Origin of the sequence: Phenylobacterium sp., from assembly GCF_041913825.1 — a bacterium.
In the GTDB taxonomy this organism is placed as follows: domain Bacteria; phylum Pseudomonadota; class Alphaproteobacteria; order Caulobacterales; family Caulobacteraceae; genus Phenylobacterium.
The window spans coordinates 177,100-190,849 of record NZ_JAYSEO010000005.1 but is presented as its reverse complement, the minus strand read 5'-3'; the positions used below and the strand labels follow the sequence as shown (position 1 = coordinate 190,849).

Sequence of the window (13,750 nt, the reverse complement as noted above, 5' to 3'; positions counted from 1 at the left end):
ATACACCAGTCTCCGCGGCCGTCATGGGCGGGCTTGCGCCCGCCCGGCACGGATGCGGAGCCCAGCCGCCGCCTAGAGCAGGACGGCGCGCAGGGCGTAGGCCACCGCCGCGGTGGCCCCGGCGCCGGCGACCGCAAGGCCGACGAACCAGGCCAGCCGCTTCCAGAGCGGAGACGCGGCGTGGCCGGGTGCGGGCGGGGGCTCAATGATATCCGGCATCGGCCGAGACCTTGCCGCGGAACACCCAGTAGACCCAGGCCGTGTAGCCGAGGATCGCCGGCAGGAGGATCAGCACGCCCACCAGCATGAAGCCCAGCGCGTTGTCCGCCGAGGCGGCCTGCCGGAAGGTCATGTCGTAGGGCACGATGTTCGGGAAGAAGCCGACCGCGAGGCCCAGGTAGCCGGAGAGGAACACCAGGAAGGCGCCCAGGAACGGCCAGCCGTGCGAGCGGCGTCGAAGCCCGATCACCAGCAGGGCCAGGCCAGCGAGGCCGACCACCGGGATCGGCGACAGCAAGAAAAGTCGTTCGAGATCGAACGACCCGCCGTCGAAGCCCCAGCGGCTGGCCACGCGGGGATGGACGAACAGGGTCGCGAGGCTGACCGCCGCCAGCAGGCCGGCCGTGGCGGCCGCCGAGATCCACGCCCAACGGCGGGCTCGGCCATGCAACTCGTCCTCGGTCTTCCAGATCAGCCAGCAGGCGCCGAGCAGGGCGTAGCCGGCGACCAGGCCCACCGCCACGAGCAGGGTGTAGGGCGTCAGCCAGTCGAACCGCCCGCCGGCGAAGCGGCCGTCTGCGAGGGTGATGCCCTGGATGAAGCCGCCCAGCACGAAACCCTGGGCCACGGTGGCGGCGATGGAGCCGGCGGCGAAGGCGGCGGTCCAGAAGCGCTTGCCCCGCCGCCGGCCGCGCAGACGGAACTCGAACGCCACGCCCCGCAGGATCAGGGCCATCAGCATCAGCAGAACGGGAATGTAGAGCGCCGGCATCAGGGCGGCGTAGGCGAAGGGGAAGGCGGCCAGCAGGCCGCCGCCGCCCAGCACCAGCCAGGTCTCGTTGCCGTCCCAGACGGGGGCCACCGAGTCCATCATGATGTCCCGCTCCTGGGGCGAGCCGGCGAACGGGAAGAGGATGCCCACGCCCAGGTCGAAGCCGTCGAGCATCACGTACATCAGCACGGCGACCGCGATGATGCCGGCCCAGATCAGCGGCAGGTCGAGGGTCATCGGCCGGTCTCCTCGGGCGCGTCGGGCGCGGCGCCGAGCGCATAGCCCGGCGGGCGGGGCTTGAGCGGCGGCTGGGTGTCGTGCTCCGGCACGGGCTTGGGGCCCTCGGCGATCAGCCGCAGGATGTAGAGCGCGCCGACGCTGAACACGATGGCGTAGACCACCATGAAGGCGAGCAGGGAGGCCGAGACCTCTCCCGCGCCCACCGGCGAGACGGCGTCGCGGGTGCGCAGCACGCCGTAGACCACCCAGGGCTGGCGGCCGACCTCGGCGACGATCCAGCCGGAGATCACGGCCACGAAGCCGGTGGGGGCCATCAGGATCGAGGCCTTGAGGAACAGCGGGTGCTTCTCGGGCCCGCCGCCCTTCCAGATCAGCCAGGCCCCCCAGGCGCCCAGCAGGATCATGGCGATCCCCAGCCCGACCATCACCCGGAACGCCCAGAAGACGATGGCCACCGGCGGCCGGTCCTCCGGGGCGAACGACTTCAGGCCCTTGATCTCGGCGTCGGAGCGGCCGGCGACGATCCAACTGCCGACCTTGGGGATCGAGATCTCCCAGTGGTTCTTCTCGGCGGCGCGGTCCGGCCAGGCGGCGATGTGGAAGGCCTGATCGGTGCGGGTCTCCCAGAAGGCCTCGATGGCCGCGAGCTTGGCGGGCTGGACCTCCAGCACCTCCTTGCCCGACAGGTCGCCGACCACGAGCTGCAGCGGGGCGACGACGGCGAACATGCCGATGGCCATGCGCAGCGCGATGTTGGATTCCGGGTCCGCGCGGTTCTTCAGCAGGCGCCACGCCGAGGCGCCGCCGACCACGAGGGCGGTGGTGAGGAAGGCGGCCAGCAGCATGTGCGCCAGGCGTTCGGGGAAGGTGTCGGTGAACACCACGTCCCAGAAGTTGGTGGCCCGCAGGGTGCCGTCGGCGAGCTGGGTGAAGCCGTCCGGCGCCTGCATCCAGCTATTGGCCGAGATGATCCAGAAGGCGGAGATGATGGTGCCGATCGCCACCAGGGTGGTGGCGGTGAAGTGCAGGCCCGGGCCCACCTTCTTCCAGCCGAACAGCATCACGCCCAGGAAGCTCGCCTCCAGGAAGAAGGCGGTGAGCACCTCGAAAGCGAGGAGCGGGCCGATGACCGGCGAGGCCACCTCGGTGAAGACGCTCCAGTTGGTGCCGAACTGGTAGCTCATCACCACCCCGGACACGACGCCCATGCCGAAGGAGAGGGCGAAGATCTTGATCCAGAAGAGGTAGAGCGTCTTGAACGCCTCATTCTTCGTGGCCAGCCACAGGCCCTCGAGCACCGCCAGGTAACTGGCCAAGCCGATGGTGAAGCTCGGGAAGATGATGTGGAAGGCGATCGTGAACGCGAACTGCAGGCGCGACAGCAGTAGGGCGTCAAAGTCCATGCTGGCCTCGTAGGGGCCGCGCCGGCCTCATTCCCGAAGGCGGCCCTCGCCCATCATAGCAAATCATCAACCGATGAAAAACGCCGAAAGTGAACCGATCGGCCTCCGTAGCGCTACGTAGATGCGAATGACTTGCAAACGCGTTCGCATGTCGGTTAAATCGCCGTCGTCGAGAGGAGCCGCCGGCCCCATGTACGTGTGCAACTGCAACGGCATCCGTGAGCGCGAGGTCCGCGCCGCCATCGCCGCGGGCGCCAGCCGGCCGGCCCAGATCTTCAAGGCGTGCGACAGCCAGCCCCAGTGCGCGCGCTGCGTCTGCGACATGCGCGAGATGATCCAGGAAGAGCGCGAGGCGCTGCGGTTCGCCGCCGAATAGACCCGCCGCCGCGCCTGCGAATACGAGCGCAAATCACTCGCAAACATAGGCTTTGACTTCGTCCGCCCACCCGACGAGGGTCCGCCCGTTCACGACTTCTCTGGGAGGCCACCGTGCAGGGCGACAAGGCGATCATCCGGCTGCTGAACCAGGTGCTCACCAACGAGCTGACCGCGGTCAACCAGTACTTCCTGCATGCCCGGATCTACGAGAACTGGGGTCTCGCCCGGCTGGGGAAGGTGACCTACGACGAGTCGATCGGCGAGATGAAACACGCCGACAAGCTCATCAAGCGCATCCTGTTCCTCGACGGCCTCCCCAACCTGCAGGACCTGCACAAGCTGAAGATCGGCGAGACGATCGGCGAGACGCTGGCGGCGGACCTCGCCGTGGAGGTGGGCGGCCGGGCGCTGCTGGTGGACGGCGTGAAGCAGTGCGAGCTGGCGCAGGACTACGTCTCGCGCGAGCTGCTGGTGGAGATCCTCTCCGACACCGAGGAGCACATCGACTTCCTGGAAACCCAGCTCAACCTCTTGAAGAACCTCGGCGAGCAGAATTACCTGCAGAGCGCGATGGGGGAGCTCGGCGAGAGCTGAGCCGGAACCAAGCGGCGCCCCTGCTGTTTGGACCATCGGGAAGTCAGGGAGGCCCTCCGGCATGAGTCGTGACGCCAGCATCGAGCCGCGGACGTCGTTGACGCACGATGTGCTCACGGGACTGGCGCTGACCGCCGGCGTGGTGGCCGTCTCGGCCGTGCTGGCCAAGGCCTTCGAGCCGCGCCAGGAGACGCCGGAGGTCTATTCCGACTACGACGATCCCAACGCCCCGGCCGCCCCCGCCGCGCCGCCGCCGCGCCGGCTCTTCGCCGTGCTGTGGCCGCCGCTGTTCCTGGGCCTGACGCTGTCGGGCCTGCGGATCTGGAACGGCCCGCGCGGCAAGGCGCGGACCCAGGCGCTGGCGCTGTGGGGCCTGGCCCAGGCGCTGAACACCGTCTGGATGGCGTTCGGCCCGCAGCGGCTGGGCGGCCGCGTGGCCACCACGGTCGCCTCGGTGGGCACGGCCGGCGCCTATGCCTGGCGGGCGCGCAGGGCGCAGATCGCCAAGGCGATCCAGAACACCCTGCACTAGGCGGTCCGCTCGCCTTCGGGCCTCAGGGATCGTGGCGATCGATGCGGTCGTCGTAGCCGTGGTTGGCGGAATAGAAGGCCAGCCACATGAGGAAGCCGGCGAGCGCGGCGACCACCACCACGCCGCCCACGACATAGGGCCAGATGGGGCCGAGGCTCGCCCAGCCGCCGCCGATCTGCGCGCCCTCGTAGAACGCCCAGCCCGCAAAGATCGCGAAGGCGGCGAGGCCCAGGAAGGTGAGGCCGAGGACGGCGGCGTGCTTGCGCATGCCGAACCAAGCTGCGGGCGCGGCCGGTTGTTCCGGCCGCGCCGCCGAAACGGCTATTCGGCCGCGACGCGGGTGATGCCGATCTGCGGGGCCAGCTCGCCCGAGGCGTAGCGCTTGGCCATGGCCGAGAGCGGCAGCGGCTTGATCTTCGAGGCGTGGCCGGCGGTGCCGAACTCCTCGAAGCGCTGGACGCAGACCTTGCGCATGGCTTCCTTGGCCGGCTTCAGGTAGCTGCGCGGGTCGAACTCGCCCGGCTTCTCGGCGAACACCTTGCGGATGGCGCCGGTGATGGCCATGCGGTTGTCGGTGTCGATGTTGATCTTGCGCACGCCGTGCTTGATGCCGCGCTGGATCTCTTCCACCGGCACGCCCCAGGTCTGGGGCATCTCGCCGCCGTACTTGTTGATGATCTCCTGCAGCTCCTGCGGCACGGACGAGGAGCCGTGCATCACCAAGTGGGTGTTGGGCAGGCGGCGGTGGATCTCCTCGATCACGTGCATGGCCAGCACGTCGCCGTCGGGCTTGCGGGTGAACTTGTAGGCGCCGTGGCTGGTGCCCATGGCGATGGCGAGCGCGTCGACCTCGGTGGCCTTCACGAACTCGACGGCCTGGTCGGGATCGGTGAGGAGCTGGTCGTGGCCGAGCTTGCCCTCGAAGCCGTGGCCGTCCTCCTTCTCGCCCATGCCGGTCTCGAGGCTGCCCAGCACGCCGAGTTCGCCTTCCACCGAGGCGCCGACCCAATGGGCCATGTCGACGACATTGCGGGTGACGCGGACGTTGTACTCATAGTCGGCCGGCGTCTTGCCGTCGGCCATCAGCGAGCCGTCCATCATCACCGAGGTGAAGCCGTACTGGATCGCGGTGGCGCAGGTGGCTTCGTTGTTGCCGTGGTCCTGGTGCATGCAGATCGGGATGTCGGGATACATCTCGGCCATCGCGTCGATCAGGTGCTTCAGCACGATGTCGTTGGCGTAGGAGCGGGCCCCGCGGGAGGCCTGCATGATCACCGGCGAGTCGGTGGCCTCGGCGGCCTCCATGATCGCCAGCGCCTGCTCCATGTTGTTGATGTTGAAGGCCGGCACGCCGTAGCCGTTCTCGGCGGCGTGGTCGAGGAGCTGTCGAAGAGTGATCCGGGCCATCTGAAATACGCCTTTGTTCTTATCGGGCCAGGGCCGCCACCCCGGGCAGCTCCTTGCCTTCCATCCATTCCAAAAATGCGCCGCCGGCCGTGGAGACGAAGGTGAAGTCGTCGGCCACGCCCGCCGCGTTGAGGGCTGCTACCGTATCACCCCCGCCGGCCACCGCCACCAACTGGCCCGATCTGGCCAGGCGAGCAGCTTCCTGCGCAGCTTCAACGGTCGCCTTCTCAAAGGGTTGCACCTCGAAAACGCCGAGCGGGCCATTCCAAATGAGGGTCTTGGCCTGACGCATGGCGGCGAGGATCTCGGCGACCGTCTCGGGGCCGGCGTCGAAGATCTTCTTCGCCTCGCCCAGCGGCGCGTCCTTGGAGAGCTTCACCGTCTCGGTGGCGACGCCCGGCTTCAGGTCCTCGGCCACCACCACGTCGGCCGGCAGGATGATCCGGCAGCCCGAGGTCTCGGCCTTCTTCAGGATCTCGCGGGCCGTGTCGGCCATGTCCTTCTCGCAGAGCGAGCCGCCCACGTCGTAGCCCTGGGCGTACTGGAAGGTGTTGGCCATGCCGCCGCCGATGGCGAGGAAGTCCAGCTTGCCCACCAGGTTGTTCAGCAGGTCGAGCTTGGTGGAGACCTTGGCCCCGCCGACGATGCCCATCACCGGCCGCGCCGGATTGCCCAGCGCCTTGTCCAGGGCCTCGAGCTCGCGCCGCATCTGCTCGCCGGCGTAGGCGGGCAGCACCCGGGCCAGGCCCTCGGTGGAGGCGTGGGCCCGGTGGGCGGCGGAGAAGGCGTCGTTCACATAGAGGTCGCCGTTGGCGGCCAGCGCCTTGGCGAACTCCGGATCGTTCTTCTCCTCGCCCGCTTCGTAGCGGACGTTCTCCAGCAGGACGACGTCACCCGGCTGCATGGCGTCGATCGCCGCCTTGGCGGCGGGGCCGGCGCAGTCGTCGGCGAAACCCACCGGCGCGCCCACGAGCTTCGCCAGCGGCTCGACCACGGGCTTCAGGCTCATCTCCGGGACGCGCTTGCCCTTCGGCCGGTCGAAGTGGGCGAGCAGGACGACTTTGGCCCCGCCCTTCCGCAGCTTCTCGATGGTCGGCAGCGCCGCGCGCAGGCGGGTGTCGTCGGTCACCCGGCCATCGGCCATGGGAACGTTGAAGTCCACGCGCACCAGGGCGCGCTTGCCGTTCAGGTCCGCGTCGTCGAGGGTCTTGAAGGTCATTTCGATTTCCCGGGGAGCACCTGCGACACGCTCACATCATCGACGTCGTCGCCCGCGCTCGAAATGTACGAAGCTGCGAGGGCCGTGACGGCGAGCGTCGCGCAACCTCCCAGGTAGACGCCGCGCAGCCTGCCGGACAGCAGGCGCGCGACGGCCCAGATCAGCAGGAGCCACATGACGACCGCGTAGACCGCCATCAGGGCGGCAGGGGCGAGTTCGTCATAGCCGGTCAGCGTCGTGAAGATCGCGACACCGAGCGCGGCGAGGCCGGCGAGAGGAGCGAAGAGCCAGGTCACCGCCCATCCAATCCTCATGAACACCGGCCCGCTCCGCCGTCCTAGATCAGCTTGCCCATGGCGACGGCGGTGTCGCTCATCCGCGTCGAGAAGCCCCACTCGTTGTCGTACCAGGAGAGCACGCGGCCGAGCTGGCCTTCGATGACCTGGGTCTGCGGGAGGGCCGCGCAGGACGAGAAGGCGACGTGGTTGAAATCCGAGGAAACCAGCGGCTCGTCCGTGACGCCGAGGATGCCCTTCAGCGGGCCGTTGGAGGCGGCGGCGCGCAGGGCCTCGTTGATCTCGTCCTTCTTCACCTCGCGGCCGGGCACGAACTTCAGGTCGACCACCGAGACGTTGGGGGTGGGGACGCGCACGGACGAGCCGTCCAGCTTGCCGGTCAGCGCCGGGATCACCAGGCCCAGCGCCTTGGCCGCGCCGGTGGAGGTGGGGATCATCGACATGGCCGCGGCGCGGGCGCGGTAGAGGTCCTTGTGCATGGTGTCCAGGGTCGGCTGGTCACCGGTGTAGGAGTGGATGGTGGTCATGTAGCCGCGCTCGATGCCGCACAGGTCCATGAGGACCTTGGCCACCGGCGCGAGGCAGTTGGTGGTGCACGAGCCGTTGGAGACCACCAGGTCGTCGGCCGTCAGGGTGTCGTCGTTCACGCCGAAGACGATGGTCTTGTCGGCGTTGTCGGCCGGGGCGGAGACCAGCACGCGCTTGGCGCCGGCTTCCAGGTGGGCCGAGGCCTTGTCCTTCGAGGTGAACAGGCCGGTGCACTCGAGCGCGATGTCGACGCCGAGCTCCTTGTGCGGCAGCTCCGCCGGGTTGCGGATGGCGGTGACCTTGATCTTGCCGCGGCCCACGTCGATGGAGTCCCCGTCGACCGTCACATTGGCCGGGAACCGGCCGTGGACGCTGTCGTAGCGGAGCAGGTGGGCGTTGGTCTCCACCGGGCCCAGGTCGTTGATGGCCACGACCTCGATGTCCGTGCGCGCATGCTCGATGATCGAACGCAGGACCAGGCGGCCGATGCGACCGAAACCGTTGATGGCGACGCGAACGGGCATGGGCGGAAATCTCCTTGTGACGACCTGACGCAGCTTTGCGGGGCGTTCTTGAGGGCGGGAACCCGCAAGTCAACCCCTGCAAAGCTCAAGTCTGGCAATGGATTGTGACGGCGAAGCCCCCGGCTCCGCCGCCTGTCCATCCTCAATCCACGAGACCGCCTAAAGTGCCCCCGGTGTCATCTGCGGGGCCGCGTCATCGCCCGGAGGCCGGCTGCGCCTCGATGGCCGCCTTGAGGCCCGGCGAGAATTCCGCCCCGTGGATCACCTGCATGGACGAGCCCTGCAGCGCCTGGCCGAACGGCTCGGCGCGGCCGTTCAGGCACCGCTCCAGAAAGTGCTCGCTGGCGGCGAAGAAGGCGAGGTTGTTCTCCGGCCGGGCGAAGCCGTGGCCCTCGTCCGGGAACAGGACGTAGGTCACCGGGATCCCCTTGGCCTTCATGGCGTCGACGATCTGGTCGCTCTCGGCCTTATTGACCCGGGGGTCGTTGGCGCCCTGGCCGATCAGCAGCGGGCGCTTGATCTGGTCGGCCTTGTAGAGCGGCGAGCGCGCCTTCAGCAGGGCCTGGCCCTCGGGCGTCGTGGGATTGCCGATGGCCCGGTAGAACTGCGCCTTGCCCGCCTCCCAATAGGGCGGGATCGTCTTCAGCAGGGTGTCCAGGTTGGAGGGGCCGACGATGTCCACGCCGCAGGCGAAGGCCTCGGGGGTGAACGTCAGGCCGACCAGGGTGGCGTAGCCGCCGTAGGAGCCGCCGAGGATGGCCACCTTGTCCTTGGTGGTGACGCCGGATTTCACGGCCCAGTCGACGGCGTCGAGCAGGTCGTCGTGCATCTTGGCGCCCCACTCGCGGTCGCCGGCGTTGATCCAGGCCTTCCCGAAGCCGGTGGAGGCCCGGAAGTTGGGCGACAGGACGGCGTAGCCGCGGTTGGCCAGCCACTGGTGCAGGGCGTTGTAGCCGTAGGCGTCCCGGCCCCAGGGCCCGCCGTGGACCACCAGCACCATGGGGACCGGCTTCTCGGGCCGGCCGTCGCCGTTGGCGTCGGACCCCGGCGGCAGGGTGAGGTAGGAGACCTGGGTGAAGCCGTCGCGGGTCTTGATCTCCTGCGGGTGCATCGGCTGCAGCGGCGCGCCCTCCAGCTCGGGCCGGGTGGTGTAGAGCTTGGTCAGGCGCCGCGCCTTGCGGTCGTAGAGCCACATGGCGGTGGGCTCGGTCACCCGGTCCTCGCCGACGGTCCAGAGGCTGTCATCGTCGGTGCGCGAGGTGACCGCGAACTGGCCCTTCAGCTGGCTCTTCAGGAAGTCGAGATCGGCCTTGATGGCCGGGTCGATCGGCCGCCACTCGTTCTTCAGGTAGTTCACGGCGTAGGCCTGCACCTTGCCTGTGCGGGGATCGGCCAGGGCGCCGCCCACGTCGGCGCGGGCGTCCTCGCCGAGCACGGTGGTCCTGCCGGTCTTCAGATCCTGGGCCAGCAGGGCGGCGGTGTTCCGGCCCCGGCTGTCCAGCCAGTAGAGCGTGGAGCCGTCGCGGGTGAAGCCGGCCGGGGCGGTGGTGAGCGCGTCCGCGGGCTCGATCACCGAGACCGGCGCCGCCGATACGGTCTGGCCGTCGATGGCATAGACCTCCTGACCGCCGTCAGGCCGGGGCTTCATGGCCAGCCGGACGTTCAGCTTCTCGTCGGCCACGAAGCCGCCGAACCCGGGGTTCTGGAAGACCAGGGTCAGCTTACCGGTCTTGAGGTCCAGGCTGTGGACGTCGTGCCAGCGCGGGTCGCGGTTGTTCAGCCCCACGAGGACGCGGTCCTTCACCTCGCGGCTGACCGCGATGATCATCGCGCGGGTCTTGTCGAACGGCGTCAGCGCCGTCTGCACGCCGGTCGTGACGTCGACGCCGTAGACCCTGTAGTTCTCGTCGCCGCCGTTGTCGGTGACGAACAGGATCGAGCCGGAATCCGGCGCCCAGAAGTAGCCGGCGACGGGGCGCTTCTTCTCGGCGGTCATCGGCCGGGCCTTGGACGGGTCCGAGACCGGCGCCACCCAGACGTTCATCACTCCATCCCGCGGCGCCGTCCAGGACAGCCACCTGCCGTCGGGGCTGAGGCGCCCGGCGGCCTTCTGCGGATTGCCGAACAGCTTGGCGCGCGCGATCAGCGGCGCGCCGCCGCCTTCCTGCGGCTGCGCGGCGGCCGGCGCGGCGGACAGCGCCAGGGCGGCGCAGGCGGAGATCAGGGCGAGCTTCTTCATGACGTCCCCCACAGGCTGAAGCACAGCTCGGGATGGTGCCTCAGGCGGGACGCCGCGTACAGGTTGTCCGGGCGGGGGATCAGCCGCGGACGGGCTTCACCTTGCCGGCCGCCTCGCGGGCGCGCTCGCGGGCCTGGTCGACGTTGGCGCCGGAGGCCACCGCCACGCCCATGCGCCGGCGCTCGAAGCTCTCGGGCTTGCCGAACAGCCGAAGGTCGGCGCCGGGGACGCTCAGCGCCTCGGCCACGCCTTCGAAGGCGATCCCCTTCGCTTCCAGGCCGCCGTAGATCACCGCGCTGGCGCCCGGCTCCTTCAGCCGGGTGTCGACCGGCAGGCCGAGGATCGCCCGGGCGTGGAGCTTGAACTCGCTCATGTGCTGGCTGACGAGCGTCACGAGGCCGGTGTCGTGCGGCCGGGGCGAGACCTCGCTGAACCAGACCTCGCCGCCCTTGACGAACAGCTCGACGCCGAAGATGCCGAGCCCGCCGAGGGACTCGGTGACGGCGCGGGCGATCTCGCGGGCCTTCTTCAGCGCCGGCGGGCTCATGCCCTGGGGCTGCCAGCTCTCCACGTAGTCGCCCTTCACCTGGCGGTGGCCGACCGGATCGCAGAAGCTGGTGACCACCTCGCCGCGCACCAGGCTGCGGACGGTGAGCAGGGTGATCTCGAAGTCGAAGTCGACCTTGCCCTCGACGATCACACGCGGCTGCTCGACCCGGCCGCCCTCCAGGGCGTAGCGCCAGGCCTCGGCGATCTGCTCGGGCCCCTCGACGAAGGACTGGCCCTTGCCCGACGAGCTCATCACCGGCTTCACGAAGCAGGGGAAGCCGGTCACCTCGGCCGCGGCCTTGGCCAGCTCCGCCTCGGTAGAGGCGAAGGCGTAGGGGCTGGTGGGCAGGCCGAGCTCCTCGGCGGCCAGGCGGCGGATGCCCTCGCGGTTCATGGTGAGCTGGGCGGCGCGGGCGGTGGGGATCACCGTCGCCAGGCCCTCGGCCTCGATGCGGACCAGCTCGTCCGTGGCGATGGCCTCGATCTCCGGGACGATCAGGTGCGGGCGCTCCTGCTCGACCAGGGCCCGGAGCGCCGGGGCGTCGGTCATGGCGATAACGTGACTGCGGGTCGCCACCTGCTGGGCGGGCGCGTTCGCATAGCGGTCCACGGCGATCACCTCGCAGCCCAGCCGCTGCAGCTCGATGGCCACCTCCTTGCCGAGCTCGCCCGAGCCCAGGAGCATCACGCGCACGGCGGTGTCGGACATCGGCGTGCCGAGGCGTGCCGGATGCTTGGGGGTCGTCATCGATCGTTTCCCGTCGGGAGGGGCTTAGTCCAGCTTCGCCTTGGCCGCCTCGGCCACGGCTTCCGCGGTGATGCCGAAGTGCTGGTAGAGCTTCTCGTAGGGACCGCTGGCGCCGAAGCCGTCGAGGCCGACGAAGACGCCGTCCTGGCCGATGAAGCGGTCCCAGCCCATGCGCACGCCGGCCTCCACCGCCACCCGCACCGGCGTCTCCCCGATCAGCAGCTCCTGGTAGTCGCGCGGCTGCGCCTCGAACAGCTCGAAGCAGGGGACGGAGACCACGCGGGCGCCGATCCCCTCGGCCTCCAGCAACTCGCGGGCCTTCAGCGCCACCGGCACCTCGGTGCCCGAGGCGAACAGGGTGACCTGCGCCGGATGGCCGGCGGCGGCGAGCTGGTAGGCGCCGCGCGCCGACAGGTTCTCGCCGGCCTGGTCGCGGACCGCGGCGGTCTTCTGGCGGGACAGCGCCATCACCGAGGGGGTGCGCCGGGCGTCGAGCGCCAGCTTCCAGCACTCGGCGGTCTCGATGAGGTCGGCGGGGCGGAAGACGTTGAGGTTCGGCATCGCCCGCAGGCTGGCCAGGTGCTCCACCGGCTGGTGGGTGGGGCCGTCTTCGCCGAGGCCGATGGAGTCGTGGGTGCCCACGTGGATCACCCGCACGCCCATCAGCGCCGCCAGCCGGATCGCCGGACGGCTGTAGTCGGTGAACACCAGGAAGGTCCCGCCGTAGGGGATCACCCCGCCGTGCAGAGCCATGCCGTTCATGGCGGCGGCCATGCCGAACTCGCGCACGCCGTAGTTCACGTAGCGCCCGGCGTAGTCGGGGCCGTCGAAGATCGCGGTGTTCTTGACGAAGGTGTTGTTGGAGCCGGTGAGGTCGGCCGAGCCGCCCACCAGCTCGGGGATGTCGCCGAAGATCTTCTCCAGAACCGCGCCCGAGTGCTGGCGGGTGGCGGAGGCGGGCTTGGAGCCCGCGGCCTCGGTCATGAGCTGGTCCAGGCGCTCGAAGGCGTGCGCCGGCAGGTCGCCGGCGACGGCGCGCTCGAACTCGGTCCGCTGGGGCGAGGCGGCGAGGCGGGCCTCCCAGGCCTTGACCTCCTTGCGGCCGCGGCGGCCGGCGGCGCGCCAGGGCCTGTAGACCTCGTCGGGGACCACGAAGGGCTGGTGCGGCCAGCCCAGGTTGTCGCGGGTCTTCACGACCTCGTCCTTGCCGAGCGCCTTGCCGTGGACGTCGTGGGTGCCCTGGAAGGTGGGCGAGCCCTTGCCGATGACGGTCTTGCAGGCGATCAGCGTCGGCCGGTCCTGCTTGGTCGCCCAGGCGAGCGCGCGGCGGATCTGGCCCTCGTCATGGCCGTCGATCCGCTTCACCGCCCAGCCGGCGGCCTTGAAGCGGGCGAGCTGGTCGGTGCCGTCGGACAGGCCCACGTGGCCGTCGATGGTGATGTCGTTGTCGTCCCACAGGACGGTGAGCTTGGCGAGCTTCAGCCGGCCGGCGAGGCTGATCGCCTCGTGGCTGACGCCCTCCATCAGGCAGCCGTCGCCGGCCACCACCCAGGTACGGTGGTCGACCAGGTCGTCGCCGAAGCGCGCGGCGAGCTTGCGCTCGGCCATGGCCATGCCGACGGCGGTGGCGAGCCCCTGGCCCAGCGGGCCGGTGGTGGTCTCGACGCCCGGCGTGTGGCCCCACTCCGGATGGCCCGGGGTGTTGGAGCCGATCTGGCGGAAGTTCCTGATCTGCTCCAGGGTCACCGCCTTCACGCCGGTGAGGTGCAGCAGGCTGTAGAGCAGCATCGAGCCGTGGCCGGCGGAGAGTACGAAGCGGTCGCGGTCCGGCCAGTCCGGGCGGGCGGCGTCGTACTTCATGAAACGGGTCCACAGCACCGTCGCCACGTCGGCCATGCCCATCGGCATTCCGGGGTGGCCGGAGTTGGCCTGCTCGACGGCGTCCATGGAAAGCACGCGGATGGCGTCGGCCATGAGTTTGGTGGGCGCAGGCATGGGATCCGGATTCGTTAACGGGCGGCTCGAATGGCGCGCGGGGTCGCACGCGAGGGGCGCAGGGTCAAGGCGAGCGCTCGCCGCGCCACGTTCCCGCCCGAAATCCC

At 69.8% G+C, this 13,750-nt stretch carries 14 protein-coding genes; 3 read left to right on the top strand and 11 right to left on the bottom strand.

Features of this window, described 5'->3' with window-relative positions:
* Positions 1-72 precede the first annotated feature (72 nt).
* The 3 genes from ACE3Q8_RS05795 to ACE3Q8_RS05785 are packed head-to-tail and all read right to left on the bottom strand — an operon-like array spanning position 73 to position 2,634.
* Positions 73-219 (bottom strand): hypothetical protein, encoded by a 147-nt coding sequence (locus ACE3Q8_RS05795; RefSeq protein WP_374469301.1) that lies wholly within the window; start codon positions 217-219, stop codon positions 73-75.
* On the bottom strand, positions 203-1,228 hold the full coding sequence (gene cydB, locus ACE3Q8_RS05790) for a cytochrome d ubiquinol oxidase subunit II (protein WP_374469300.1): 1,026 nt from the start codon (positions 1,226-1,228) through the stop codon (positions 203-205). Before cydB ends, ACE3Q8_RS05795 begins: the two co-directional genes overlap by 17 nt.
* Positions 1,225-2,634 carry a cytochrome ubiquinol oxidase subunit I gene (locus ACE3Q8_RS05785; protein ID WP_374469299.1) on the bottom strand — a complete coding sequence of 470 codons (1,410 nt, stop codon included), beginning with the start codon at positions 2,632-2,634 and terminating at the stop codon, positions 1,225-1,227. The genes cydB and ACE3Q8_RS05785 overlap by 4 nt, the downstream gene beginning before the upstream one ends.
* Positions 2,635-2,824: 190 nt before the next feature.
* Here ACE3Q8_RS05785 and ACE3Q8_RS05780 point away from each other — a divergent pair, with 190 nt between their 5' ends.
* The 3 genes from ACE3Q8_RS05780 (at position 2,825) to ACE3Q8_RS05770 (ending at position 4,138) form a co-directional block, all read left to right on the top strand.
* Positions 2,825-3,010 (top strand): bacterioferritin-associated ferredoxin, encoded by a 186-nt coding sequence (locus ACE3Q8_RS05780; RefSeq protein ID WP_374469298.1) that lies wholly within the window; start codon positions 2,825-2,827, stop codon positions 3,008-3,010.
* Between the two features lie 113 nt (positions 3,011-3,123).
* On the top strand, positions 3,124-3,606 hold the full coding sequence (bfr, locus tag ACE3Q8_RS05775) for a bacterioferritin (RefSeq protein ID WP_374469297.1): 483 nt from the start codon (positions 3,124-3,126) through the stop codon (positions 3,604-3,606).
* A 61-nt stretch (positions 3,607-3,667) separates the two neighbouring features.
* Positions 3,668-4,138: a tryptophan-rich sensory protein gene (locus ACE3Q8_RS05770; RefSeq protein WP_374469296.1), complete on the top strand. Its 471-nt coding sequence runs from the start codon at positions 3,668-3,670 to the stop codon at positions 4,136-4,138.
* Positions 4,139-4,160: 22 nt separating this feature from the next.
* On the opposite strand, the gene ACE3Q8_RS05765 is transcribed toward ACE3Q8_RS05770, so the two are convergent.
* The 8 genes from ACE3Q8_RS05765 to tkt form a co-directional block, all read right to left on the bottom strand.
* Positions 4,161-4,406, bottom strand: a complete 246-nt coding sequence (locus ACE3Q8_RS05765) for a hypothetical protein (RefSeq protein WP_374469295.1) — start codon at positions 4,404-4,406, stop codon at positions 4,161-4,163.
* A gap of 53 nt (positions 4,407-4,459) precedes the next feature.
* Positions 4,460-5,545: a class II fructose-bisphosphate aldolase gene (gene fba / locus ACE3Q8_RS05760; RefSeq protein WP_374469294.1), complete on the bottom strand. Its 1,086-nt coding sequence runs from the start codon at positions 5,543-5,545 to the stop codon at positions 4,460-4,462.
* Positions 5,546-5,564: 19 nt separating this feature from the next.
* Positions 5,565-6,764 carry a phosphoglycerate kinase gene (gene pgk / locus ACE3Q8_RS05755; RefSeq protein WP_374469293.1) on the bottom strand — a complete coding sequence of 400 codons (1,200 nt, stop codon included), beginning with the start codon at positions 6,762-6,764 and terminating at the stop codon, positions 5,565-5,567.
* Complete coding sequence (locus tag ACE3Q8_RS05750; RefSeq protein WP_374469292.1) at positions 6,761-7,060, bottom strand: hypothetical protein; 300 nt, start codon at positions 7,058-7,060, stop codon at positions 6,761-6,763. Before ACE3Q8_RS05750 ends, pgk begins: the two co-directional genes overlap by 4 nt.
* A gap of 41 nt (positions 7,061-7,101) precedes the next feature.
* Positions 7,102-8,112: a type I glyceraldehyde-3-phosphate dehydrogenase gene (gene gap, locus ACE3Q8_RS05745; RefSeq protein ID WP_374469291.1), complete on the bottom strand. Its 1,011-nt coding sequence runs from the start codon at positions 8,110-8,112 to the stop codon at positions 7,102-7,104.
* 193 nt (positions 8,113-8,305) lie between these two features.
* Positions 8,306-10,351, bottom strand: a complete 2,046-nt coding sequence (locus ACE3Q8_RS05740; protein WP_374469290.1) for an alpha/beta fold hydrolase — start codon at positions 10,349-10,351, stop codon at positions 8,306-8,308.
* A 79-nt stretch (positions 10,352-10,430) separates the two neighbouring features.
* On the bottom strand, positions 10,431-11,648 hold the full coding sequence (gene purT / locus ACE3Q8_RS05735; RefSeq protein WP_374469289.1) for a formate-dependent phosphoribosylglycinamide formyltransferase: 1,218 nt from the start codon (positions 11,646-11,648) through the stop codon (positions 10,431-10,433).
* A 24-nt stretch (positions 11,649-11,672) separates the two neighbouring features.
* Positions 11,673-13,643 (bottom strand): transketolase, encoded by a 1,971-nt coding sequence (tkt, locus tag ACE3Q8_RS05730; protein ID WP_374469288.1) that lies wholly within the window; start codon positions 13,641-13,643, stop codon positions 11,673-11,675.
* Positions 13,644-13,750 lie beyond the last annotated feature (107 nt).

Excerpts from the sequence above, each read along its gene's own strand:
- pgk (WP_374469293.1), bottom strand. The coding sequence starts at position 6,764 with ATGACCTTCAAGACCCTCGACGACGCGGACCTGAACGGCAAGCGCGCC.
- ACE3Q8_RS05770 (WP_374469296.1), top strand. The coding sequence starts at position 3,668 with ATGAGTCGTGACGCCAGCATCGAGCCGCGGACGTCGTTGACGCACGAT.
- ACE3Q8_RS05765 (WP_374469295.1), bottom strand. The coding sequence starts at position 4,406 with ATGCGCAAGCACGCCGCCGTCCTCGGCCTCACCTTCCTGGGCCTCGCC.
- ACE3Q8_RS05780 (WP_374469298.1), top strand. The coding sequence starts at position 2,825 with ATGTACGTGTGCAACTGCAACGGCATCCGTGAGCGCGAGGTCCGCGCC.
- ACE3Q8_RS05740 (WP_374469290.1), bottom strand. The coding sequence starts at position 10,351 with ATGAAGAAGCTCGCCCTGATCTCCGCCTGCGCCGCCCTGGCGCTGTCC.
- ACE3Q8_RS05785 (WP_374469299.1), bottom strand. The coding sequence starts at position 2,634 with ATGGACTTTGACGCCCTACTGCTGTCGCGCCTGCAGTTCGCGTTCACG.
- tkt (WP_374469288.1), bottom strand. The coding sequence starts at position 13,643 with ATGCCTGCGCCCACCAAACTCATGGCCGACGCCATCCGCGTGCTTTCC.
- purT (WP_374469289.1), bottom strand. The coding sequence starts at position 11,648 with ATGACGACCCCCAAGCATCCGGCACGCCTCGGCACGCCGATGTCCGAC.
- ACE3Q8_RS05795 (WP_374469301.1), bottom strand. The coding sequence starts at position 219 with ATGCCGGATATCATTGAGCCCCCGCCCGCACCCGGCCACGCCGCGTCT.
- fba (WP_374469294.1), bottom strand. The coding sequence starts at position 5,545 with ATGGCCCGGATCACTCTTCGACAGCTCCTCGACCACGCCGCCGAGAAC.
- cydB (WP_374469300.1), bottom strand. The coding sequence starts at position 1,228 with ATGACCCTCGACCTGCCGCTGATCTGGGCCGGCATCATCGCGGTCGCC.
- gap (WP_374469291.1), bottom strand. The coding sequence starts at position 8,112 with ATGCCCGTTCGCGTCGCCATCAACGGTTTCGGTCGCATCGGCCGCCTG.